Origin of the sequence: Pseudoalteromonas sp. Scap25, from assembly GCF_013394125.1 — a bacterium.
Lineage (GTDB): Bacteria > Pseudomonadota > Gammaproteobacteria > Enterobacterales > Alteromonadaceae > Pseudoalteromonas.
Genome location: NZ_CP041327.1, coordinates 1,625,901 through 1,651,190, shown reverse-complemented (window position 1 = coordinate 1,651,190; position 25,290 = coordinate 1,625,901). Strand labels below are relative to the sequence as shown.

The window sequence follows — 25,290 nt, the reverse complement described above, 5'->3', positions numbered from 1 at the left end:
CGCATTATGAACACAGTACACTTACAAAAAATTCTGATTGCTAATCGCGGAGAAATTGCTTGTCGTATTATGCGAACAGCAAAGCAAATGGGCTTGACCACGGTTGCGGTTTATTCAGATGCAGATAAAAACGCTCAACATGTGAAAATGGCTGATGAAGCCTATCATATTGGTGCAGCGCCGAGTAAAGACTCATACCTAGTTGCTGATAAAATACTAAACGTTGCCAAAATGAGTGGCGCCGATTGTATTCATCCTGGTTATGGATTTTTATCTGAAAACAGCGAATTTGCTAATGTTTGTGAAGCCAATAACATTGCCTTTATTGGGCCACCAGCAAGTAGCATAGAAGCTATGGGCTCTAAAACCCGTGCAAAAGAAATTATGGCAGCCGCTAATGTTCCTTTGGTGCCAGGTTATTATGGCGATAAACAAGACCCTAGCTTTTTACAAGCTGAGGCTGAAAAAATTGGCTACCCTGTGCTTATCAAAGCGGCCTTTGGTGGCGGTGGTAAAGGCATGCGTATTGTTTCAAAAACCAGTGAGTTTATAAGCGCATTAGAAGGCGCTAAGCGTGAAGCTATTGCCGGTTTTGGTAATGATCTGGTTTTGCTTGAGCGTTATGTTGACCAACCACGCCATGTTGAAGTACAAGTGTTTGCTGATAACTATGGCAACTGTGTGTATTTAGGTGATCGTGATTGCTCATTGCAGCGTCGGCATCAAAAAGTGATTGAAGAAGCGCCTGCCCCCGGTTTATCAGACTCATTGCGAAAAGAAATGGGCGAAGCCGCGGTACGATGTGCCCTAGCCATAGACTACCGAGGCGCTGGCACTGTGGAATTTTTACTTTGTGGTGATGAGTTCTTTTTCATGGAAATGAATACTCGCTTGCAAGTAGAACACCCCGTTAGCGAAATGGTCACAGGCGTTGATTTAGTTAATTGGCAAATTAATGTAGCCAGTGGTTTAGCGTTACCTTTAGCGCAAGCAGATATTCAGCTACAAGGCCACAGCTTTGAAGCACGTATTTACGCTGAAGATCCAAGTAATGACTTTATTCCGTGCTCTGGCACTATTGAGGCACTATTTACGCCGGCTAACAGTGAATATGTACGTATTGATACTGGTATTGCCCAAGGTGATGAAATAAGCCCGTATTACGATCCAATGATTGCCAAACTTATTGTTCATGATGATAACCGCGACCAAGCACTTTCGCGTTTACAACAAGCATTAACACAATTTCATTTAGCCGGATTTAGCACTAATATCAGCTTTTTATATAATTTAGCGATTCATCCACGCTTTAAACAAGGTGCTCCAAGCACCCACTTTATTGCAGAGCAAGGTGAAGCGTTAGTTACTATTGACCCTTCTTTATTACAAACTAGCCGCTTAATTGCAGGTTTTGCGTATTTAGCATCACTTGGTAGCAATACAAGTAGTGCAAATCCATGGCAACAATTACATGGGTTTAGTTTAAATGCGCCGCAAGAAGTTAACATTCCATTTAGCGATACCCCCTTAAACGCAATAAAAACCGCGCAGGGCTATAGCATGACTATTAATGACAACACCTTTGAAGTGCAAGGTGAGTTAACTAATGGCTACTGCAACGTATCGATTAATGGCGCTAAACACACTGCGCATGTTAGCCACGTTGATAATGCCATTACTGTAATGAACCAAGCACTGCAAACTAAGTTTGAATGTGTTGATAAACATTTCATCAGCTCACATGAAAATGAGGCATTACCCCTTGCTGCGCCACTTAATGGTACTGTAGTTAAACACTTGTTAGAGGTGGGATGCACCATTACTAAAGGCGATGCAGTGGTTATAATTGAAGCAATGAAAATGGAATACACGCTTAATGCCCCACATGATGGCGTATTAAAAAGTTACTGTTTTGCTGAGGGTGAACTGGTAAGCCATGGCGCTTTACTGGCCATAGTTGAAGACACAACTGCAGAGGAACCCGCTTAATATGAGTTCATTATTACCTAAAGCAGTGCGCATTGTTGAAGTGGGCGCCAGAGATGGACTTCAAAATGAAGCCGCTGTAGAAACTGCTGATAAAATAACGCTTATTAACGCACTCGCCGCTGCAGGCATAAAAGACATAGAAGCTGGTGCGTTTGTCTCACCTAAATGGGTGCCACAAATGGAAGACTCTAGTGAAGTAATAAGCGCACTTTATTTACCTGAGGTTAATCTCAGTGCCCTTACCCCTAATTTAAAAGGGGCAGAGGCAGCAGATGCTGTAGGTATTAAAGAATTTGCAATATTTACCGCAGCGAGCGAAGCATTTTGCCAAAAAAATATTAATTGCTCTATTGAGCAAAGTTTGGCGCGTTTTAGTGAAGTTATGGCTTTTGCAAAGGCGAATAACATTCGCGTACGCGGTTATGTAAGTTGTGTGTTAGGTTGCCCGTATGAGGGAGATGTTGACCCTCATACTGTACTGGCTGTTGCTGCTAAACTCTTAAAAATGGGCTGTTATGAAATTAGCCTAGGTGACACCATAGGTGTTGGCACACCCGCTAAAGTAATAGAGCTACTTACATTGCTACTTAAACATATTGATAAATCTAAACTTGCTGTACATTTTCATGACACATACGGGCAAGCGCTCACAAATATTTACGCTGCTCTAAACCTTGGTATAGCAACGGTTGACAGTGCTGTTGCCGGCCTTGGTGGCTGCCCATATGCCAAAGGCGCGTCAGGAAATGTTGCCACCGAAGATGTTGTATACTTACTGCAAGGACTTGGCATTGAGCATGGAATTGATTTACAAAGGCTTGCTGAGGCAGGTTGGCAAATTACGAGTGCACTGAACAAACAACCTGCTAGCAAGGTTTCTGCAGCATTACACGCACAATAATTAAATAGCACAGAATGAGGAGTGACTCATGGCCGGTTTTGATAAAGTAGTTTCTAGTTATGAAGCTGCAATGGAAGGTTTAAAAGACGGCGATACAATAATAGCCGGTGGTTTTGGCTTATGTGGTATCCCTGAGGGTCTAATTGCCCAAATTAAAAAAATGCAAACTAAAGAATTAACCGTTGTTTCCAATAACTGTGGTGTTGATGACTTTGGTTTAGGGCTGTTACTGCACGACAAGCAAATTAAAAAAGTGGTCGCCTCATACGTTGGCGAAAATGCCTTGTTTGAACAGCAGCTACTAAGTGGCGAGATTGATGTAGAACTTACGCCACAAGGTACTCTTGCTGAAAAAATGCGTGCTGGTGGTGCAGGAATACCTGCTTTTTACACAGCCACAGGTTACGGCACACCGGTTGCTGAGGGTAAAGAAGTAAAAGAGTTTAATGGTCGCCCTTATATTTTAGAAGAGTCAATTACCGGTGAATTCGCTATTGTAAAAGCATGGAAAGCGGATCGCTACGGCAACTTAGTATTTCGTCATACAGCCATGAACTTCAATCCAATGGCGGCTACTGCGGGTAAAATTACCGTTGCAGAAGTAGAGGAAATTGTTGAGCCAGGCGAACTTGAGCCAAGCCAAATACATACGCCAGGAATTTTTGTTAACCGCGTTATAAAAGGTAACTTTGAAAAACGCATTGAACGTGTTACCACACGAGATTAAGCAGGAGCACTAACAATGGCATTATCACGTGAACAAGTCGCAATGCGCGTAGCTCAAGAGTTACAAGATGGGTTTTATGTTAATTTGGGCATTGGTATTCCGACACTCGTCGCAAACTATGTACCCGATGGCATAGAAGTTATGCTACAGTCCGAAAATGGTCTTTTAGGCATGGGCGAATACCCTACTAAAGCCACTGTTGATGCGGATATGATCAACGCGGGTAAAGAAACCGTGACGGCAGCTACCGGTGCAGCTATATTTAATAGTGCAGATAGTTTTGCCATGATACGGGGTGGTCATGTAGACTTAACCGTTCTGGGCGCGTTTGAGGTAGACCAAAACGGTTCTATAGCCTCATGGATGATCCCTAAAAAATTAATTAAAGGCATGGGCGGAGCGATGGATTTAGTCGCAGGTGCAAAAAACATTATTGTTACCATGACCCATGCCAGTAAACACGGCGACTCTAAGTTATTAGAAAGCTGTACGTTACCGCTAACGGGCGTTAACTGTGTTAAAAAAATAGTTACTGATTTAGCCGTTCTAGAAGTAAAAGACGGCGCATTTCATTTACTAGAACGCGCACCAGGCGTATCAGTTGATGAAATTATTAGCAAAACGGCAGGTAAATTGCTTGTTAATGGTGATATTCCTGAGATGGTGTTTTAAACCACTCATAATTTCACCCTGTACCGACCTCATTCCCAGTGCCAATGGCGCTGAGTTACCCAAAATCCCTCGTAAGAGGGATTTTTTTTGTCTATATTTTAGTTTTTGCACTATAGTGACAATTTAACGCACCACTTAGGTGAATTCGACCTAATAAAATAAATAAATTGCTGATATAGTTAGTTTTTATTTTTGGTTTAATTATTGCCTATTACTAGGCGATTGAAATAACTTTATACTGGATACCATGCAAACACCTATTCGCGGCCTTCGCTCTTTTTGTTTTGCCGCAAAAAGCTTAAGTTTTAAACATGCTGCTAAAGAGCTTTACTTAACGCCCTCGGCTGTAAGCCACCAAATTAAACAGCTAGAAGAGCAGCTAGGCATTGATTTATTTCAAAGACAAACTCGCTCTATTAGTTTAACGCCTGCAGGTAAAAACTTTTTTGAAGCAATTTATCCAATTATAAATATGCTAGAGAGCACCATTAATGAATTTAGTCAGTTACAACAAAATGTAAACTTAACCATTACCCTGCCCGAATTTTTTGCCAGTGAATTGTTAATGCCTAAGCTCAGTGAATGGACCAGCGAGCACCCTAATATTAATTTACACATGGATACCCTCAAAACGCGCAAAGAGCTGACTCGCCAAAGTGATTTATCTATAATTTTATCTTCAAGTAAACCGCTTGATGGACTGGCTACTGAGTTATTTAATTTAGAATATATTCCAGCGTGTAATAAAAAACTGCTTGAACAATGGCAAAACGATCATTGCCAAGCGCTTAATCAAGTGCCGCTTATTGTGCATAAAGCACGCCCTTGGGCTTGGCATCAGTGGGCAGAAAAAGTTGGGATTGATGACTTTTCACCAACGCAAATTATTCAAATAGATAGTATGTTTGGTGTAGCAAGAGCGGCGCAGCAAGGAATGGGGATTGCACTTATTCCTCTACCAATTAGCCAAAGCTGGCTGGATGAGCAATGGCTCTATAAACTGTTTGAACAACCCCTTACTACCAAAGATAAATACTACTTGGTACAACACGGCTCTAGTACGGCAAACCACCCGCTCGACTTATTTGCCAAGTGGGTAATTAACACCTTCAGACAAACAAAGTGACTATTAATAAAACGCCCTTTTATGGGCGTTTTATTATTTACGACCTTTTTAAAATATTTTTTTCGTGTCTCACGTAAATCTCAAAAAACAAAATATAACCGCATTATCAACCACTTGAGCAACTCCTTGTTGACTGAATTTATAGATTAGTTTTTTTCACTTATTAGTTTTGTTTTTATCGCTTGTCGAAATTGAGTAAAAGCTCTAAAGTTAACTCAACAAATCAGCAACGACCAAAAATAATAAAACGCGTTACTGAAACCAAATTTAATTAGTTTGTAACAACAAGCTAGTAAAAAAGAATCTTTATTGTGTGTGAAGATGTTGTCAGTGTAAAAAACAGCTCAAGTTCGGTGGTGACTTAGCTTGGGTTGTTTTTATTTTACGCTTACACCCGCCAATAAATATAAGAATCTTTATTGTGTGTGAAGATGTTGTCAGTGTAAAAAGCAACTCAAGTTCGGTGGTGACTGAGCTTGAGTTGTTTTTATTTACATTCACATCAGCAACAATAATTCAGCATTAGTTATTACTAATACAACCCCCCGAATCTTTATTGTGTGTGAAGATGTTGTCAATTGAAATGCAGCGACCTTTTTTAAGTATCGCTGCTTTTTTTTTACTTTAAATTTGCCTATTTGCTAATTAGCTTAAACATCATCTGATCTGTTTATTTCCTCACGAGCAACAAATTCTAATACAGTGGCATTAATACAATATCTATCTTGACCATTTGGCCCTTCACCCGGGAATAAATGCCCTAAATGAATCCCGGTACTTTTAGATTTAAGCTCAATACGTTGCATTCCCCAACTGTTATCTTCATGCTGCGTTACGCTGTCTTTTACAGGATGTGTAAACGACAACCAGCCAGTACCCGAATTAAATCTGTCGCGGGTATCAAACAAGGGTTCACCACTGAGTTTGTCGATAAAAATGCCATCGGGGGTGTTTTTAAAAATAGCGTATTCTTTGCAATATGGGCTGTCGGTTTTAGCGTTAAACGCTACTTTATAAGCTTCACTGTCACCGAGTTTAAATGCACCTAGCGCTTTATAAAACAGCTCGGCATCCATATAGCCTTGGCGAGAATACACTTCTACTCCATCTTCTAAAAATAGTATGGTGGGTGTAGCCCAGGTAGCCGATTTGATGGTTAAGCCATTTAGCTGATCAGCATGGCGAAATGTCATTGGTATTGTGCCTTTATAGTCATTAGCTACCGCCGCTTTAAATTTTTCACAGTAAGGGCAGTAATCGCGAGAGTCTAAAATAACAATTTGTTTGCCAGTCGACAATGCAGTGTTATCAACCTGCTGCTTTTCATCTTGACTAAAAACAACGCCGGTTGAATGGTCTGGGCAATAACCGTTTGGATTTTTTTCAAGGTAATTTTGATGATATTCTTCAGCAGAATAAAATTGCTCTAGTGGCTTAATTTGTGTAGCTATTGTTCCATAACCTGCTTCGGTGAGTAACTGCTGGTACTGCTGTGTTACAGCAATCGCGGTATTTGCTTGCTCGTCACTTGTAGTTAAAATAATAGAGCGATATTGTGTGCCTACATCATTACCTTGGCGGTTTTTTTGAGTCGGATCGTGGCTTTCGTAATAATTTTTCAGCAGCTCTTTTGCCGAAATAATATTGCTATTAAATGTAACCTGCACCACTTCAGCGTAGTTATCTTCATCAAAGCGACGCGATAGCTTAGTTATATTCCTGTAGGTTGGTTTAAACCCATGCCCATCGGCATAACCCGACTCTGCATCGAGTACCCCATTAAGTGCTTCATAGCGTTTTTCTGCCCCCCAAAAGCAACCTGAGCCAAGCACTAGCTTTTCTACATGCATGGTTGCATTTAAATCACTGGGTTTAGCTACTTCATCTGACGAGATTGCGCTCATCGCACTAAGCAAGCCCACAATGGCAAATCCCGGTAATATTACCCCCTTAAACATACGATTACCTCTTAGTTTTAGTTACTCTAGGGTCTGTTGACCTTCCAAGGTTAAATTTGCAGCAGTCTGTTTGGTGTTTAGGCAAGGCAGAGCCTATGTGGTGTGGTTATTCCCCATAAATAGGCGATAACGCAGCATCAATGCCAAACAGGCGCTGCCCGAAGGGTTCTGCCTAGGAGCGATTTACTCTTTGTTGCTCGGTTTTTACTTAGCCCACTAGGTTACAAACCTCGCGCCGCGATTAAACCGCTCCTAGTTTGAACAATTTTAATCCGCAAAGGTCAACAGACCCTAAAGCAGACCTGTAAACCCAAGAATAAATTTCACACACAACAAAACTTTACGGATGAGAGAGTACATTCGATCCGAGTTTGTCTATTAATATCGTAATAGTACAGCGACTGTGATAGCTTAAATGTAATTAATATTAATGAGTTATCGGTATGAGCATGATTCCTAGTATAAAAATTTTAACGAACTCTAGCCTGCTTTTTGATGTTTCTCACTACAGCGAACCACACATACTTGCGACGCAAAAAAAGCTTTGGGCGTTAGCCCAGCACTGTAAAAATAGTAATGAGTTTTTTGATTTAGTACCGGCTATGAACTCATTAACTTTGTATTTAAAGTCTTCAGAAATGCTCCATAAATGGCACAACACCTTAGCTAAGTTATGGGAGGAAGTGGATGATTACCCGTTTGATAGCCAGCACCACCAAATTAATACCTACTACCAAGGTGAAGATTTAGATTACGTAGCTAACTATCATCAACTCACAATTGATGAAGTGATTAACTTACATAGTAAAGAGTTATATCACGTTCTATTTTTAGGCTTTGTTCCCGGTTTTCCTTATTTACATGGGCTCAACTCACGGTTATTTACCCCAAGGCGCGATAACCCGCGAGTGAGTGTACCTAAAGGCGCAATTGCTATTGGAGCAGACCAAACTGGTATTTACCCTGAAGATTCGCCAGGTGGTTGGCATATTATAGCTCACACTGATGCCTGCTTATTTGATTCTAAAGCGGCTAATCCTTGCTTATTTAAACCTGGCGATACCATAGAGTTTGTGCCTGTAAAAGGAGTAAGCAATGATTAAAGTAATCAAGAGCGGTATTCAACTAACAATCCAAGATTTAGGCCGTGTGGGTTTTCGACATTTAGGGGTAAGCCGCTCAGGCAGCCTTGATACCTATGCTCACATTATTGCGAACCGTTTATTAAATAACACCGACAACGCTGCCGTGCTGGAATTAACCGTGGGTTTATGCGAACTGCAATTTCAGTGTGATACCGTTATTGCCCTTCATGGAGCCGACCTCAAAGCAACCCTTGATGGACACCCACTTTATCCAGGCTGGAGTTACCCAATAAAAGCAATGCAAACACTTAAATTTGCAACTGGCCGTGGTGGCTCCCGTGCTTATATTGCAGTAAAAGGCGGTATTGAATGCCCAGAGGTTATGGGTTCTAAATCTACCGATTTAGGGGCAGCCATTGGAGGCTTTAATGGCCGTGCACTGCAAAGCGGCGACGTGCTAGCCATAAGTCCTTATACTAAACCATGGTTATGTAATAAGGGCGCTCTTACCCCACCTAAACGTAATATTATCCGTTTACATGTTGGTCCTCATTATGAGCTACTAACACCCGAGTGCATTAATGCTTTTTGTGATACCGCATTTACTATTAATCCAAATAGTAATCGTATGGGCGTACGCCTGGACCATAAAAATGCTGATATTATGCAACATACACTTTCATTGCCCTCTGTAGCCGTAGCACCTGGGAGCATACAGCTTCCACCTGATGGCAATCCTATAGTGTTATTAAATGACGGGCAAACAACGGGGGGTTATCCTTTAATAGCGCATGTGATAGAAGCCGACTTACATCAGTTTGCACAATTTAGAACTGCTGATCCAATCACCTTTGAATTTGTATCACTTGAGCAAGCAAATGCTGCAAAAAATAAGCTCGATGCTCACCTAGCACAACTTAAGCTGAGTTTAAGCCGCTACTGGGATTAATTAATAGTGCACTCACGCTCACTCACTGAGTAACTCAACCGCTATTTATTTATTTTTCGCTTTGCACTTTCTTGGTGCAAGGCAAACTAATTGTTGCAATTTAATTTAACTTTAACGTAATTTTAAATTAAAAATTGCACATTGCATTTTAATCTCCTTGCCAATATCACCACATTGGTGCAACGCCAATCTATTTGGTGCATAAATTATTCTTATTATTTTAAAAAAGCCATGTGACTTAGGTATTTATTTCTGATAAAACAAGGTTAGTCTTTAGCAAACTCGCTATCGTAGGCACTTAATAGGAATGAGGAAAAATTATGTGTTCAATATTCGGCGTACTTGATATTAAATCGGATCCCAGCCAGTTACGCGCTCAGGCAATCGAAATGTCCAAACTGCTTCGCCACCGCGGGCCTGATTGGTCAGGGGTGTATTCATCAGACAAAGCAATTTTAGTACACGAACGCTTAGCAATAGTAGGCGTATCAAGCGGTGCGCAACCATTATACAACCCAGAAAAAACGCATATTTTAGCGGTAAATGGCGAAATTTATAACCACAAAGAGCTTGCCGCTAATTTAGAAGTCGAGTTTGATTTTCAAACCCAGTCAGATTGTGAAATTATTTTAGCCCTGTATAAACAAAAAGGGCCTGCATTTTTAGATGACTTAAATGGTATTTTTGCCTTTTGTTTATATGATGAAGAGCAAGATGCTTATCTAATTGGTCGCGACCACATTGGTATTATTCCGCTGTATACAGGCCACGACGAGCATGGCAACTTTTATGTAGCATCAGAGCTAAAAGCGCTTTCACCTATTTGTAAACATATTGAGGAGTTCCCACCGGGGCATTTCCTTTACAGCAAAGACGGTAAATTAACACCGTACTACCAACGTGATTGGCAAAGCTACGACGCAGTTAAAAACAACGATGCCAAGGCAGAAGATGTAAAAGATGCTCTAGAAGCCGCGGTAAAACGCCAGCTTATGTGTGACGTACCTTACGGTGTATTACTATCAGGTGGGTTAGATTCGTCGGTTATTTCAGCTATTACTCAACATTTTGCTGCAAAACGTATTGAAGACAACGACGAAAGTGACGCTTGGTGGCCTAAACTGCACTCGTTTTCAGTGGGTTTAGAGGGCTCTCCCGATTTAGCAGCAGCGCAAAAAGTGGCTGATATGATAGGTACTATTCACCACCCTATTATTTTTACTATTCAACAAGGTATTGATGCTCTTAAAGAAGTGATTTATCACATTGAAACCTACGATGTAACCACTATTCGTGCATCAACCCCTATGTACTTAATGGCACGCCAAATTAAAGCTATGGGCATTAAAATGGTACTTTCAGGTGAAGGTGCCGATGAATTATTTGGTGGTTATTTATATTTTCATAAAGCACCCAATGCACAAGAGTTTCATGAAGAGCTAAACCGTAAAGTATCAAAACTGCATATGTTTGATTGTTTACGTGCTAATAAATCAATGGCTGCTTGGGGTGTTGAAGCACGCGTGCCATTTTTAGATAAAGAATTTGTTGATGTTGCAATGCGCATCAACCCAGAAGCTAAAATGTGTAAAGACGAAAAAATTGAAAAGCATATTTTACGTGCTGGCTTCGACGGCTACCTTCCAGACGAAGTGTTATGGCGTCAAAAAGAACAATTCTCTGATGGTGTTGGCTACAGCTGGATTGATACTTTAAAAGAGTATGTGAATGAGCAAGTAACGGATCAAGAACTAGCGAATGCTAAATTTAAATACCCAATTAACACGCCAGATTCAAAAGAAGCGTATTTTTACCGCCGTATTTTTGAATCGCACTTCCCGGGCGATGCCTCTGCTAACTGTGTACCACATGGTAAATCAGTAGCATGTTCAACCCCCGAAGCACTGGCGTGGGATGCATCATTTCAAAACAATGCGGATCCATCTGGACGCGCCGCAGGCGTCCACAATGAAGCATATAAAAAATAGTTACCCCCCTATCTACGCTGCAGGTTAAAAACTGCAGCTTTTCTTCGCTGTCTTTGTGAATAATTTCTTGAAAATTTTATTCCACTAAAAGAAGTGAATAAGAAATCAAAACCATTCAATTTAATCATTTATGTTTAATCACTGTTGTTTGTCACTTCTTTACAAGCGCAGCGTTTCTTTGCCATTTTTATAAATTAAATCGCAAAGGTGAGATAAACCTTTGACCAATTTAGTTTAAACAGTAAGATTTAGTCGCTTTTTATAAAAACTATTTCAATCTCGCTTTTTCATTAACCTCATGAAAAATATCTATCTAGCTCATTACCCCAAATCATAAAAACCTGTCTCTTATACACATCTAGATGTGTATAAGAGACAGTTTAATAAATTAATAGTGATTTTAAAACGCTGAGTTAGTTTTTACGTATTCAATAGCGTTTTTTAGTTATTTACTTGTCTGATTAAGCCGAATATTCATTCACTTAGCTTTGCATTCAATGCTATATACGACTATAAAATAATTAGCTGACACATTAGTTATCATTTGTTCAGCTGCCAGATATGTACAATAAAAAGACAAAAGTAGCTTAAAGTTTTGCCAAAGTGTTAAATCTTTTGCATTTAATATTTAACTCCCCTATTAGTAAAGGTATGATGGGCAATTAAATTAGTTAGTCTTCTAACTATTCGTGTTATTAGCTTTAGTTATAAATCTAATAAGACGAATACAGTGAACTATAAAAAAACTGGCATTAAGCCAACCTGTTTCATTAACCAATGAGGTATTGCATGAGCGAGAATCATGACAAGTACAGTATTGATAATACGGACTACACCGTAGGTCAAGACAACGTACAAAAGTGGGGATTTGATATACATAACCCTGTATTCGGGATCAGTGCAGGGTTAATAGCACTTTTTTTAATCGCCGTACTAGTGTCAGATGCCGAAGTAGCTAAAACAACACTAAATGGTATCAAAACCGATATTATTAATAATTTTGACGGCTTATTTATGTGGGCTGCCAACTTCTTTGTTATTTTTTGTTTAGTTTTAATTTTTTCACCATATGGCAATATCCGCTTAGGCGGTGACGATGCTAAACCATCGCATTCTCGTATTTCTTGGCTGGCAATGTTATTTGCTGCAGGTATGGGTATTGGCTTAATGTTCTGGGGGGTTGCTGAACCAGTCGCATACTACACTGGTTGGTATGAAACGCCGCTCAATGTAACAGCTAACACACCAGAAGCCGCGAAAATGGCAATGGGTGCAACTATGTTCCATTGGGGTCTTCACCCTTGGGCAATTTATGCTGTAGTTGCGCTTTCGTTAGCATTTTTTACTTACAATAAAGGCTTACCTCTTTCTATTCGTTCGATTTTTTACCCAATTTTAGGTGATAAAGCGTGGGGGTGGCCTGGTCACATAATTGATATTTTAGCTGTATTAGCAACCTTATTTGGTTTAGCAACGTCACTTGGGCTAGGTGCACAACAAGCTTCTGCCGGTATTAATCATGTATTTGGTTTTGAAGGTGGCGTAGGTTCACAAATTCTGGTTATTACAGGTGTTACGTTACTAGCAGTCGTCTCTGTTATTAGAGGCATTGATGGCGGCGTTAAATTACTTAGTAACGTAAATATGCTCATTGCTTTAGTATTACTAGTATTTGTATGTTTAGTTGGTTTTGCGGTCTCTATGGGTAATATCCCTAACACGGTAATGGGGTATGTAGAGAACATTATTCCATTGAGTAACCCACATGGCCGTGAAGATGAAACATGGATGCATGGTTGGACAGTATTCTACTGGGCTTGGTGGATTTCATGGTCACCGTTTGTAGGTATGTTTATTGCGCGTGTTTCGCGTGGTCGTACAATCCGTGAATTTTTAACCGCGGTATTACTTATTCCAACAGCGGTTACTATCCTGTGGATGTCTATCTATGGTGGCATCGCAATTGACCAAGTAGTTAATGGTATTGGTGCTCTTGGGACTGACGGTCTAACAAGTGTCCCTATGGCGATGTTCCAAATGCTTGATGAAATGCCAATGGCGAGTGTGCTTTCTTTCATTGCTATTGTATTAGTACTGGTATTCTTTATTACTTCTTCTGATTCAGGATCACTTGTAATTGATTCAATCACAGCAGGTGGCAAAATTGATGCACCGGTACCACAGCGTATTTTTTGGGCTACTGTTGAGGGCGCAATTGCTGCTGCATTACTTTGGATTGGTGGTACTCAAGCGATTGAAGCACTACAAGCTGGGGCTATTTCAACCGGTCTACCGTTTACCATTGTTTTACTATTAATGTGTGTAAGCTTAATTTTAGGTTTACGAACTGAGCCTCGCCCAGTTAAATAACACCCTACATTAAAAAACGCCGCTAATTGCGGCGTTTTTTTTACTCTATTTTTCCTATAATATTTTATAACGTTTCGCTAAAGCCAAATTTCACTTAGTGGCGTATCTAACCGATAATGATAACTCAGCTGAGCTTGCAGTAATTCTGCGGTGGCTAAAGCGTCAGTCAGTGCATTATGGTTTTGATACAATGGCAAGGAATAACGCTCCCTTGTATCACTTAACCGTAATGAGCCTAGTTTTGTATTAAATAGCCTACCTAGTAGCCCTTGACGCGCTCTAAGCGCTCGCCTTTCAATTTCCATAGTGTCGACTAGAGCAAATTCAATCCCTTCTTTTATACGTGTGAGCAGCGCATTATAAAAAAAGTGGCGCTCAATGGCGGCATAATGCACCACCACCACTTTCCCTTTAAGTGCATCAAGAAGTGGGGCTAAAATTCGATTGAGGTCGGGAGCTTCGTCCACTTCTGAGTGGGTAATACCATGGATAACAATCGACTCTTCACTCAAATCTCGTCGTGGTTGTACTACCCAATGGTGGCTCTCTTTACAGTAAATACGATTAACATTGAAAGGCACTAACCCCACACTAACAATATCATCGGTATTAGCGTCCAGACCTGTTGTTTCAAAATCTAGCGCCACAAAAGGTACATCTTTAAGTGGAGCAGTCTGATTGGTAAATGCCTGCTTATAAAACTCCTTAAGCAACGAGTTTTGCGCACTATGTAAAAGCTGCTCGTAACGACGTGGCCAATCTAACGGTGATTTAGCCATAACTTATTTCACACCTGAATGAGCAGAATAACTAAACTTTAGAAAGCTTTGCGCTTTTTCTAAAATCGCAAAAGCTTCTTTTAAATTACTTTGCTCAAATGGTGAGAGTAAATGCGGGTCTAAATCATTATCGGGCGCTTCCCCCTGCTCTATCTGCCATGCCTGATGGCGAATACGTACAGTGGCAATATATTCAAATGCATCACGCAAATCTTGTGCTTTGCCTTTGGGTAATAAGTTAGCCTCGATAATATCCTCTAAGCGCTCAAACGAATTTTGTTTACGTGAACCGACGGCTAATGCATGAACGCGAACCACATCAGATAGCGGCGCTGTACCACGACGTTTTAAGTTCATTGAGCGCTTATGTTGGCCATTGTGCTCAAGTACAAAGCCGTTAAAAAATCCCAATGGTGGCGTTCGATTGCGAGCATTAGCAGCAAGGTTAGCTAAAAAGCGTTTATTTACTTTGCTTTCTTTTGCCACCAGCGTTTTAAGCTCATCGGCCCATTTTAACTTACCCCACACACCATCTAAGTCAAAAAATATCGAGCTATTGAGCAGTGCTTGCGGTTTGGGCTCGGCCATCCAGCTAGCAAATTTTTCTTGCCATTGTTCGCGGGTCATACGCCATTTTTTAAACGAGGCCATAATTTCACCATCACAATAGGTATAGCCACACTTAGCCAAGCCATCACACACAAAGTCTGATAAGTTTTGAAAATACTCATCGTGCAATGCCTCATTGAAGCTATTATCTAAAATCAGTGCATTATCTTGATCGGTTACAATTAACTGCTCATCACGTGCCATTGAGCCCAACGCAATAAAACAATAAGGAATGGGCGGCTCGCCAAATTTTTCTTCTGCTAGGGCTAATAGGCGCTGTTTAAAGGTACGTCCTATTACTGCCATAGCGGTCCCTATCATATGCGAATTAGCATCTTCGTTTACCATACGCACAAACACATTAGGTAATTGGCGGGCGTAATGAACTAAGTCATCAACCGATTGTTGAGCTAAAATACCGCGTACTAACAATAAGCTACTTTGTGATTCATAGCGTAAAATATCAGATAGCGATATCACCCCTATTGGTCGCTTTTTATGTACCACAGGCAAGTGATGTAAGTTATCTCTGAGCATGGCTAAAACAGCTTCAAAAACGTAAGAGTTACTATCGAGCAAAACCAAACCTGAGGTCATTACCTCCTTCGCCGGCGTATCAAACGTAAGTCCTTGGGCAACAACTTTGGTACGGATATCTCTATCTGTGATGATCCCGACGACTTGACCGTCATCCTCTTCTGGATCGTCGCTTATTTGTTTTTCTATATCAGTAACAAGTACTGAAGAGACCGATTCTTGTGTCATCAAAAACGCGACGTCTTGTATGGGGGTTTGTGTAGTAACAGTGACTACATCGCGATGTAATAATGATTTAACTTTTGCGGTGGTTAAATCATTGCTGTCGGCTTGCTCTACTATTGCTTGGTGCAAGCGTACGTTGCCATCCACTTCGAAAAAGTCAGCAAAGGTTTCGTATTTATCACAGTATTCGTTGAAGGTATTAACATTAATACAATACGTTAAGGTATCTTCAAGTGCACGAGCTGGAAACCGCACTTTGCGGTTCATCAATAAACCCATTTGGCCAAAAATACCGCCTGTAGCTAAGCGGTTATAGAGTTCACCATTACGGCGTGAAATCTCAACTGAGCCACTACGAATAATATACAAGTCACTAATATCTTGCCCTAAATGCAGGATATCAGTTTCGGCACGGAAGTAAGCAACCTCTATTTGCATTGCTAATTCGTTCAATGCCTCAGTAGGAAGCGTATCAAATGGGGGATGTTCAACTAAAAATTGGGCTATTTCAACTTGCTCGGCCTGCATAGGGAATCCTTGTGGCGTGAATCTAGTTGAATTGTGAGCCTAATTGGCTATTTTTTCAAAGAAAAATAGCCAATTTACGTAAATAGTTAGCGATTAATTATCTACTTGCTCTAACTCCTGCGCTAATTGTTTTGACTCATCGCCGCGAGGGCTGGTAAAACGTGCAAGTCCTAAATAAATCACCGGTGTTAAATAAAGCGTAAACAATACCGCTAATGCTAGTCCACCAAACACTACCCAGCCAATCGCATTACGCGCCTCAGCGCCCGCACCTGTTGACATAATAAGCGGTAATGCACCCAATAAAGTAGAAATTAAGGTCATGGTAATGGGTCGTAGGCGTACCAGTGCAGCTTGTTCAACCGCTTTTCGAACACTAAGCCCGTTATCTCTTAATTGATCAGCAAACTCGACCAATAAAATTGCATTTTTAGCGATTAAACCAATAAGCATTACCAGACCAATTTGCGAATAAATATTGAGTGATGTGCCGGTTAAGTACAGTGCTAAAATAGCGGATGTAATACCAAATGGCACAGTAATCATCACCACAATGGCGCTGTTAACGTTTTCAAATTGTGCTGCCAATACTAAAAATACAATTAAAAATGCCAATACATAGGTCATTAATACTTCGTTTGAGGTCTCTTCAAATGTCAGAGCTTCCCCTTTAAACGCTAAAGTAATACCTGCTGGTAATGATTGCTCAGACACTTGTTTTATTTGCTCTACCAGTGTGGCAATAGTTAAACCTTCGGGTAATTCCATGCTTAATTCTATGGCACGTCGCTGAGCATGGCGCTCAAGCTCTGCAGCTACGCCTTCCTCTGTAATATTAGCGACACTACTGAGCGGTACTAATTGATTATCGCGGGCGCTTACATATAAATTTGCTAAATCACTGGGGTCATTAATGGTTTGATTTTGAGCCTGTAACATAATTGGTATTGACTGATCGCCAATATTTAAATCGGCTATATCGTCGCCATTAATGGCAGCTCTTAGGGTAATGGCTATATCACTTAACGATACACCGAGTTCTTCTGCGCGTCGTCTGTCTATATTGACGCGAAGTTGTGGTTGCGATGGCTGATACGATACGCGAACCGGTGCAACTTCAGGTACTGCTTTTTCAAGATCTGCTGAAAACTGCTGTGCAGCTTTAAATATTTCAAGGTAATCTTGCCCCAGCAAAGCAATTTCGATTCCGCCACCTTGGCCACGTAAGTTTAAACTATTAGCCCCCCCTGCGTATGCGGGTGCTCCAGGAATATTCATTAAAGGCTGACGAATTTTATTGATGATTTCTTGTTGACTAAAGTTGCGTTCATCCCAGTGTTTTAAAGGCACAGTAATAAACACAATATTAGGGTCCCATTGACCAACTACTGTGTAAATAGATTCAATTTCACCGCTTTCAACGAAAGGCAGTAAGGTGTCTTCCATTTTAATGGCTTGCCTGTCCATAAAGTTTAAGCCTACGCCATCTGGCCCACGAGCAAATATTCTAATTTTACCGCGATCTTCTGTTGGTAATAGCTCGTTATCTAAGCTCATATACAATGCACCTGAGCCGCCTGCCACTAATAAACAGGCAATAAAAGTAAGCCACGCATGATCGAGAACTTTATGAATTGTTTTGGTATATAAATTAGCAAGTACGTTACCAAACTTAGCAAATGGATGAAAACCGCCTTGCTTAAGCTTAAGCTTAGAGGTAAGTGCCGGCACTAACGATAACGCAACAAAGCTTGATATGATCACTGCACCGGCAAGAACACCGCCAAACTCTCTGAATAAACGCCCTGCTGTTGATGGTAAAAAAGCGATGGGAACAAACACAGCTGCTAACACTGCCGTGGTGGCAATAACGGCAAAAAATACTTCACGGGTGCCAACGACCGCAGCGGCACGCCTGCCTAAGCCTAATCCACGCTGGCGTTGAATGTTTTCACTCACCACAATCGCATCATCAACGATTAAACCAGTCGCAAGTACCAATGCGAGTAAGGTTAAAATATTAATGGAAAAACCCAGTGCCCATATCAGTGCTAACGAGCCTATCAAGGCAACCGGAATGGCAAATGCGGGCACTAAGGTTGCGCGCCAAGAACCAATAAATACCCATAAAGTAATGATCACTAGCAGCACTGTCAGCACTAATGAGTTAATAACTTCATCCACTGAGCTTCTAATAAATTGTGCATCATCTGATGTTAAGGTAAATTCCATCTGAGGAAAGCGTTCACGCATTCCCTCAATAAGCTTTAGAACTTCATCTGATATTTCTATGGTGTTAGATTGCGCTTGGCGGATAATTTCCATACCAATAACGGGTTTACCATTGAGCCTAACCATAGAGCGTGGATCTGCCGGGCCAAAATATACCGCAGCAATATCGCTAATACGGGTATCACCACGAATGATAATATCACCGACTTGATCTGGTGTGACCGAGGTAGCATCAGCACGCACAATGATTTGCTGATCGTTTGATTTTAAACTTCCTGCAGGCACATCAAAGGGAGCTTGCCTGAGAACGTCAGCAACATCAGGAATAGTTAAATTAAAGCTACTGAGCTTAAGCGGATCTATACGTACTCTAAGCACTCGTTCTCTATCACCGTTTAAGCGCACATCAGCAACACCGGGAATAGTTAAAAACTGTGGTGCTAAGTCAACATCAACTCGCTCGGTTAATGCCTCTAACGATAAACTCTCACTTGATACGGTGAGTGATACGACCGCCTCAGCATCATTATCGGCTTTTATAATAGATACACGCTCAACCTCTTCTGGGAGCTCTCTTTGCACTCGCGAAACTGACTCGCGTGTTTCATTAGCGGCATCATCCAGATTAACACCAGGTCTAAATTCAACCACAATACGTGAGCTGCCTTCTTCACTTTGTGCACGAATAGATTTAACTCCACTCACACGGGCAACAGCACCTTCAAGTTTGCTGGTGACTTCAGTGTCAACGGTTTCTGGGGAACCACCTGGAAACGAAGCTGATACCGTAATACGCGGCCTATCTACATCAGGAAGCTCTCGCACTTCTACGCCAGCTATAGCGGCGATACCGGCAATAATTATTAATAAATTAAGCACCACAATAAGTACAGGGCGGCGAATTGCCATAGACGGCAAGTCTTGCATCATAGGTTGCTGTTTCATGGCTACTCCTGCGTACTAGCGATAGGTGCAGTAAAGCTTAATTCTTGATTGGCTCGCAAGCGCTGAACGCCTTCAACAACTAACGTATCGTTTGGCTGTAATGCCCCTGATACGAGTAAGCGCCCTGCCAAGCGTTGCTCTATTTTCACATCAACCCGGGTAGCTTTGTTATCCACACTCGTCCACACATATGGACCCGTTGCGCCCCACAGTAGTGCTGCTTCAGGAATAGCGGCAAAGCGTTGACCTAATACTTCTATATGTACTCGAAAACTCATACCCGGTAAGAATTGTTGATCTTTGTTATTTAACTTTGCTTTGACTCTTAAGGTACGAGTTTGTGGGTCTATACGTGAGTCTAAATAAGCTATTTCTGCCTCAATGGGCGCTTGCGATTGCCATGGGAACACGCGTACACTAGCATTATTTCTGAGCATCGCAATCGCTGATTCAGGCGCGTTAAAATTAATGTATAACTGGCGGGTATCATCGATGCTAGCAATCATTGTTTGTGTTGTGATTCTGTCACCCACTTCAATGTCAGTCAGCCCCATAGTGCCATTAAAAGGGGCACGGACTTGGCGGTCTTCTAATTCAGTTTCGGCTTGAGTGAGAGTAACTTTTGCAAGCTCCACGATGGTTTTTGCATCATCTACATCACTTTGCGGAACAGCTCCTTTAGCTTGGCTTTGTTTTAAACGTTTTAAAGTTCGCTGACTATCTGCTAATTTTATTTTAGCCTCTTCAAGGGCCGCTTTTTGCCTACGTGAATCTAGCTCAAGTAAAATATCACCTTCTTTAACCTTATCGCCAGGTTTAAAATGAACCGCTGCTACTTTATCACCTACGGCAGGATATAAAATAACAGAATGGATAGCTTCAGCATTACCAACGGCCTGAACCTGCTGTTGGGCTTGTTCCATAGCGATATTTTCAACGACCACGCTAGCACCAGTTACTGGCAAACTAACCGATAAAAATAAGGCCGTTATGCCCATTAAAAGATTTTGCGACTTCAAAGGATCACCCTAATTAATTATTATTTCCATTATGTTACGCAGTTTAACACCTCTATGATCAATAAATAGCTTAGTACGACAAATTAGCAAAACAACACGCTGAAATTAAACACCCACGTATTTACTACACATTCTTACACCAGCCTACAAAATCACCACATATTTTGTGCGTATTAAACACTATGATTTGGTCATTAGAGTGAATATACAAACGAGTATTTATGAATAAAAGTATAATTTTGGTTTTACTACTTAGTGGCTGTGCATCACAAGGGGTTGATCGTACGAGTCAAAATCAATTAATTAAACGCTATTATGCATCTGTTGAGTCAGAGCAAAAAGTAACACTTTCCTCTGAAGTTGGAACAGGCATAGCTGCGGGAGCGGGTTTTGGCTTTGTTGACAGCTTAGATGGCAACAGCGAAGAAATGATTGGTGGCGCTATTGTCGGCGGTTTAGTTGGAGGGTTATTTACTGCATTATTTGAGGGAGGTAATACGGCTTATCAGTATAACTTATACGCTGCTGATGAAGGTGAATTTACGGTTATTCAAAAGAAAAAACTCGATAAAAACACAGAATGTGTTCTTGTAAATTCAGCTAATAAAATTACACTTACGCCGATAGATAAAAGTTATTGTATTCGTTGATTAAGCTCAAAGTGAGTATCAAACCTTTAAGCTGCTAAGCAATGTAGCTCGCTATTTATAAATTACTTTTAAATAAAAAACCTCAGTATTTACTGAGGTTTTTTAATGAATAAATAAACGCGTGGTATTATTTATTTCGTTGTGCGTCTTTTTGCGCTTTTTTTGCTTCTTTACGTTGCTGTAAAGCAGCTTGTGCTTCGTTACCAATGTGGCCTTCACCGCGTGCTTGTGCCAATTCTATTTGCTTTTGACGCTCAGCAAAACGAGCGCGTTGCTCGTCGGTTACATCATCAATACAATGATGACACGACACCCCTTCCATGTATTCAGGCTTTTGCTTTTCTTCTTCTGTGATAGGCATCCGACATGCGTGACACTGATCATATGAGCCTTTTTGTAAGTCATGATTTACCGCGACACGGTTATCAAATACAAAGCACTCGCCTTCCCACATGGTTTCTTCTTTTGGTACTTCTTCTAGGTATTTTAATATGCCGCCTTCAAGGTGGTATACCTCATCAAAGCCCTGCTCTTTCATATAAGCTGTTGATTTTTCACAGCGAATACCACCTGTACAAAACATAGCTACTTTTTTATGCTTTTCTGGGTCGAGATTTTCTTTGGCCCACTGCGGAAATTCGCGGAACGTCTTCGTGTTTGGATCGACCGCGTTTTGAAACGTACCAATTTCAATTTCATAATCATTTCGGGTATCAACAAGGATAACCTCTGGATCAGAAATAAGGGCGTTCCATTCATTTGGCTTAACATAACTGCCCACTACTTTTAATGGGTCAACGCCCTCAACACCCATAGTCACGATTTCTTTTTTAAGTTTTACTTTAGTGCGATAAAACGGGCATTCGTCATCATATGATTCTTTAGTAACAATATTGTCTAAATTAGGCTGGGTGTCTAACCACGCCAGTAAGTTATCTATGCCTTCACGTTTTGCTGAAACAGTTCCGTTAATTCCTTCCGCGGCAATTAACAAAGTACCACGCACGTCGTTTTGCTCCATTACATTAAGTAAAGGTTGGCGAAGTGCTTCAAAATCAGGTAAAGAAACAAATTTATACAGTGCGCACACAACAAAGTGATCGCTGGTTACATTATCTTTATGGATAGCAGTCATGGTTTTCCTATTTTGCCTTTAAACCCCGCAAGGGGCGTTTACCGAATCGTAAATCCGGCGCATATGGGGCGCGTATTTTACGCTTTTTTTATTTAAATGCAAAAAAATGGATGATAATGCGCTTTTTACTGTTAGCGCAGTGGCTCAGTGGGCTATAATGCGCGGATAAATTTACAAGACTTGCTCATATTGGAGAAATATACATTGCACTTTACTGATCTTGGGATTGATACTCGCCTAGAAACACAATTAGCGCACCAAGGGATCACCCAGCCTACCGATATTCAAGCTCATGCTGTGCCAACGGCACTCGCTGGACATGACATTTTCGCTCAGTCAAAAACTGGGTCAGGCAAAACTTTAGCGTTTTTATTACCTGCTGTGCAGCGAGTAATGAAACAAAAAGCACTCAGTAAACGTGATCCTCGTGTACTTATTGTTGCTCCAACTCGTGAGCTTGCAACCCAAGTGTTCACCCAACTACGGTTACTTATTGCCGGTACCAATATTAAGGCAGTTAAAATTCTCGGTGGTGAAAACTTTAACGACCAAATTAAAGCACTGCGCAACGACCCACATTTTGTGGTTGCTACACCAGGGCGCTTAGCCGATCACTTAAAGCAACGCTCTTTACAGTTAAGTGGCTTAGAGCTACTTATATTTGATGAAGCTGACCGTATTTTGGATTTAGGTTTCACCGACCAGCTTAAGTTAATTAATGAACTGGCAGATCACCGATTACGCCAGACCCTATTGTTTTCAGCGACATTAGATCATGCTCAAGTAGATGCCCTTTCGCGTAATTTATTAAAAAAACCAAAACAAATTATTCTCAGTGCAGCCAATGAGCAACACAGTGATATTAAACAAACATTGTATTTAGCCGATCATCTTGATCATAAAGAAGCGCTACTTGAGCATTTTCTTAATCAAGATAATGTAGGGCAATGTATTATATTTACCGCAACACGTGCTGATACCAGTCGCTTAAGCGAGGCATTAAATAGTAAAGGCTTTAAGTCTGTCGCACTAGCCGGGGATTTAACTCAAAGTAAGCGCCTTGATATCATGGATGCGTTTAGCCGTGAGAACTTTAAAATATTAATTACTACTGATGTTGCATCTCGCGGTTTAGATTTACTCAGTGTGACCCATGTTATTAATTTTGATCTACCAAAACACGCTGAAGAATACGTTCACCGTATTGGTCGCACAGGCCGAGCTGGTTTTAAAGGCAACGCGCTATCATTTGTTGGTCCTAAAGATTGGGCAAGTTACTTAGCAATAAAGTCATTTTTAAATGACGAATTGTCGTTTGCGGTGGTTGATGGTTTAAAAGCGAAATTTAAAGGCATCAAAGAGAAAAAGGTTACGCCAGTTAAACCAATTAAAAAGGTAGTGGCTGATAAAAAACCACATCAAAAACGCAAAGCGAAACCGAAAAAACCAGTAGCCCCAATTAAAGCACCACTTAACATCGATGGTGATACCCCTATGCGTCGTAAAAAAAAGCCTGAGCAGGAATAATTATGAGTTACCTTGGAACTACCCAAACCTTATTTGTAAAAGAAGTCAGTAATGAAGGTGCCTATTTAGATGGCCATGACTTAGGTGAAGTATTTTTACCTAAACACGAGATTAAACATGAACTTGAAGCTGGCGATAGCATCAGCGTTTTTACCTTTTTAGATAACGCAAACCTGCCAACAGCAACAACTAAAAAACCACACGCACAAGTCGGTGAATATGCCCTACTGCGCGTTAAAGAAATAAACAGCATTGGTGCTTTTTTAGATTGGGGTTTAGAAAAAGACGTGCTTGCACCGTTTAATGAACAAAAACCGCGTATGCAAGAAGGTTACTCGTATTTAGTCCGTTTATACCTAGATAATGCCAGTCAGCGAATTTGTGCTTCAACCAACTTTAATCGCTTTTTATCAAAAGACGAGCCGCAGTATAGCCACTTGCAAGAAGTCGATTTAATTGTGGCAGGTAAAACCGATATCGGCTACAAAGTACTTATTGAAGAGTCTCATTTTGGTGTTGTATTTTACAACATGGTATTTAAAAACCTATTTGTTGGTCAAAAGCTCAAAGGGTTTATTCAAAAAGTGCGTGAAGACGGAAAAATTGACGTTATACTTGAAAAGCCAGGTATGGGTAAAGTCAGTGAACTTGGCGAAAAAATTATGGAAAAACTAAAAGATGAAGGTGGCATCTTAGCCATAGGCGATAAATCTGAACCTGAATTAATTAAAAAAGTTTTCTCGACCAGTAAAGCAAACTACAAAAAAGCCATTGGTGGGTTATTTAAACAAGGCTTAATTGATATTGAAGCTAAGTCTATTCGTTTAAAATAATTCTATAAAAAAGCCACCTAGGTATAAACTTAAGTGGCTTTTTCGTATTTAAAATTTATAACTTAATGTTTTTGTAAGGTAAGGTACAACGTGAATATTGATTTGAATATTCAATTAATTCTTTTTTAGATGTCATATTTAATGGCGCTAATCTAAATACTTTTTTTGTACACTCATTCTGCATTTCATCGTGTACATCAACACATTCTCTACTACTTATATCAAGTCCTGCTAAAACAGCTTCATTTGTATAACATAAATGCTGAGCATAGTTTTGGGCGATTTTTTTAAACTTAAATAAATCAACGGGGTAATCAGATACCAAATCGGTAACATTCGAAACATCATCATACATTTTGGTTGAAAATACATATTTATTAACAGCAAAGCCACTAATGATAATTACCACTACAAACATTATTAAACGCAAAGTTAGTTCCTCACTGCATAGCCGTAACTAAATGTAGCACAAACAAAAAAAGTTGTAATAAACTCCTTATAATTAT

General features: G+C 40.5%; 19 protein-coding genes. 12 read left to right on the top strand and 7 right to left on the bottom strand.

The annotated features are described in order from the left end of the window. Positions 1-6: 6 nt before the first annotated feature. The 5 genes from FLM54_RS07515 to FLM54_RS07495 all read left to right on the top strand — a co-directional run bounded on the left by FLM54_RS07515 (position 7) and on the right by FLM54_RS07495 (position 5,415). Complete coding sequence (locus FLM54_RS07515; RefSeq protein ID WP_178956041.1) at positions 7-1,989, top strand: acetyl/propionyl/methylcrotonyl-CoA carboxylase subunit alpha; 1,983 nt, start codon at positions 7-9, stop codon at positions 1,987-1,989. Between the two features lies 1 nt (position 1,990). After that, a complete protein-coding gene (locus FLM54_RS07510; RefSeq protein WP_178956040.1) occupies positions 1,991-2,890 on the top strand; it encodes a hydroxymethylglutaryl-CoA lyase in 900 nt (299 codons plus the stop codon). Between the two features lie 28 nt (positions 2,891-2,918). After that, entirely contained in the window at positions 2,919-3,617 is a 699-nt protein-coding gene (locus tag FLM54_RS07505; protein WP_008114703.1) for a CoA transferase subunit A, read from the top strand. Positions 3,618-3,632: 15 nt separating this feature from the next. Further along, positions 3,633-4,289, top strand: coding sequence for a 3-oxoacid CoA-transferase subunit B (locus tag FLM54_RS07500; protein ID WP_008114705.1), 657 nt, complete (start codon positions 3,633-3,635; stop codon positions 4,287-4,289). Positions 4,290-4,536: 247 nt separating this feature from the next. Continuing rightward, complete coding sequence (locus FLM54_RS07495; protein ID WP_010389946.1) at positions 4,537-5,415, top strand: LysR family transcriptional regulator; 879 nt, start codon at positions 4,537-4,539, stop codon at positions 5,413-5,415. Between the two features lie 650 nt (positions 5,416-6,065). Here the strand turns inward: FLM54_RS07495 and msrA are convergent. Beyond that, positions 6,066-7,373 (bottom strand): peptide-methionine (S)-S-oxide reductase MsrA, encoded by a 1,308-nt coding sequence (msrA, locus tag FLM54_RS07490; RefSeq protein ID WP_178956039.1) that lies wholly within the window; start codon positions 7,371-7,373, stop codon positions 6,066-6,068. Between the two features lie 443 nt (positions 7,374-7,816). Here msrA and pxpB point away from each other — a divergent pair, with 443 nt between their 5' ends. The 4 genes from pxpB to FLM54_RS07470 all read left to right on the top strand — a co-directional run bounded on the left by pxpB (position 7,817) and on the right by FLM54_RS07470 (position 13,765). Continuing rightward, positions 7,817-8,476, top strand: a complete 660-nt coding sequence (gene pxpB, locus FLM54_RS07485) for a 5-oxoprolinase subunit PxpB (RefSeq protein WP_178956038.1) — start codon at positions 7,817-7,819, stop codon at positions 8,474-8,476. After that, on the top strand, positions 8,469-9,407 hold the full coding sequence (locus tag FLM54_RS07480; protein ID WP_055013294.1) for a biotin-dependent carboxyltransferase family protein: 939 nt from the start codon (positions 8,469-8,471) through the stop codon (positions 9,405-9,407). Before pxpB ends, FLM54_RS07480 begins: the two co-directional genes overlap by 8 nt. A 320-nt stretch (positions 9,408-9,727) precedes the next feature. Next, positions 9,728-11,395, top strand: coding sequence for an asparagine synthase B (asnB, locus tag FLM54_RS07475; protein ID WP_178956037.1), 1,668 nt, complete (start codon positions 9,728-9,730; stop codon positions 11,393-11,395). Between the two features lie 789 nt (positions 11,396-12,184). Beyond that, positions 12,185-13,765 carry a BCCT family transporter gene (locus FLM54_RS07470; protein WP_010389940.1) on the top strand — a complete coding sequence of 527 codons (1,581 nt, stop codon included), beginning with the start codon at positions 12,185-12,187 and terminating at the stop codon, positions 13,763-13,765. A gap of 77 nt (positions 13,766-13,842) precedes the next feature. On the opposite strand, the gene FLM54_RS07465 is transcribed toward FLM54_RS07470, so the two are convergent. The 4 genes from FLM54_RS07465 to FLM54_RS07450 all read right to left on the bottom strand — a co-directional run bounded on the left by FLM54_RS07465 (position 13,843) and on the right by FLM54_RS07450 (position 20,639). Beyond that, a complete protein-coding gene (locus tag FLM54_RS07465; RefSeq protein WP_054200885.1) occupies positions 13,843-14,544 on the bottom strand; it encodes a 3'-5' exonuclease in 702 nt (233 codons plus the stop codon). Between the two features lie 3 nt (positions 14,545-14,547). Continuing rightward, positions 14,548-16,443, bottom strand: a complete 1,896-nt coding sequence (locus tag FLM54_RS07460) for a DUF294 nucleotidyltransferase-like domain-containing protein (RefSeq protein WP_178956036.1) — start codon at positions 16,441-16,443, stop codon at positions 14,548-14,550. A gap of 93 nt (positions 16,444-16,536) precedes the next feature. Beyond that, positions 16,537-19,620 carry an efflux RND transporter permease subunit gene (locus tag FLM54_RS07455; protein WP_075169261.1) on the bottom strand — a complete coding sequence of 1,028 codons (3,084 nt, stop codon included), beginning with the start codon at positions 19,618-19,620 and terminating at the stop codon, positions 16,537-16,539. A gap of 2 nt (positions 19,621-19,622) precedes the next feature. After that, positions 19,623-20,639, bottom strand: coding sequence for an efflux RND transporter periplasmic adaptor subunit (locus tag FLM54_RS07450; protein WP_372239238.1), 1,017 nt, complete (start codon positions 20,637-20,639; stop codon positions 19,623-19,625). Positions 20,640-20,860: 221 nt separating this feature from the next. On the opposite strand from FLM54_RS07450, the gene FLM54_RS07445 reads away from it, so the two are divergent. Next, positions 20,861-21,289, top strand: coding sequence for a hypothetical protein (locus tag FLM54_RS07445; protein WP_010389934.1), 429 nt, complete (start codon positions 20,861-20,863; stop codon positions 21,287-21,289). Positions 21,290-21,416: 127 nt separating this feature from the next. On the opposite strand, the gene FLM54_RS07440 is transcribed toward FLM54_RS07445, so the two are convergent. Beyond that, positions 21,417-22,424, bottom strand: a complete 1,008-nt coding sequence (locus FLM54_RS07440) for a rhodanese-related sulfurtransferase (RefSeq protein WP_075169263.1) — start codon at positions 22,422-22,424, stop codon at positions 21,417-21,419. Positions 22,425-22,628: 204 nt separating this feature from the next. Between FLM54_RS07440 and FLM54_RS07435 the strand changes: the two genes are divergently transcribed. After that, positions 22,629-23,951 (top strand): DEAD/DEAH box helicase, encoded by a 1,323-nt coding sequence (locus tag FLM54_RS07435; protein WP_178956035.1) that lies wholly within the window; start codon positions 22,629-22,631, stop codon positions 23,949-23,951. A 2-nt stretch (positions 23,952-23,953) separates the two neighbouring features. Next, the gene (locus tag FLM54_RS07430) at positions 23,954-24,784 is read left to right on the top strand and encodes a S1 RNA-binding domain-containing protein (protein ID WP_010389931.1); all 831 of its coding nucleotides are present in this window, start codon (positions 23,954-23,956) and stop codon (positions 24,782-24,784) included. Positions 24,785-24,839: 55 nt separating this feature from the next. Here the strand turns inward: FLM54_RS07430 and FLM54_RS07425 are convergent, their stop codons facing one another. Continuing rightward, complete coding sequence (locus FLM54_RS07425; RefSeq protein ID WP_171039639.1) at positions 24,840-25,214, bottom strand: hypothetical protein; 375 nt, start codon at positions 25,212-25,214, stop codon at positions 24,840-24,842. Between the last annotated feature and the right edge of the window lie 76 nt (positions 25,215-25,290).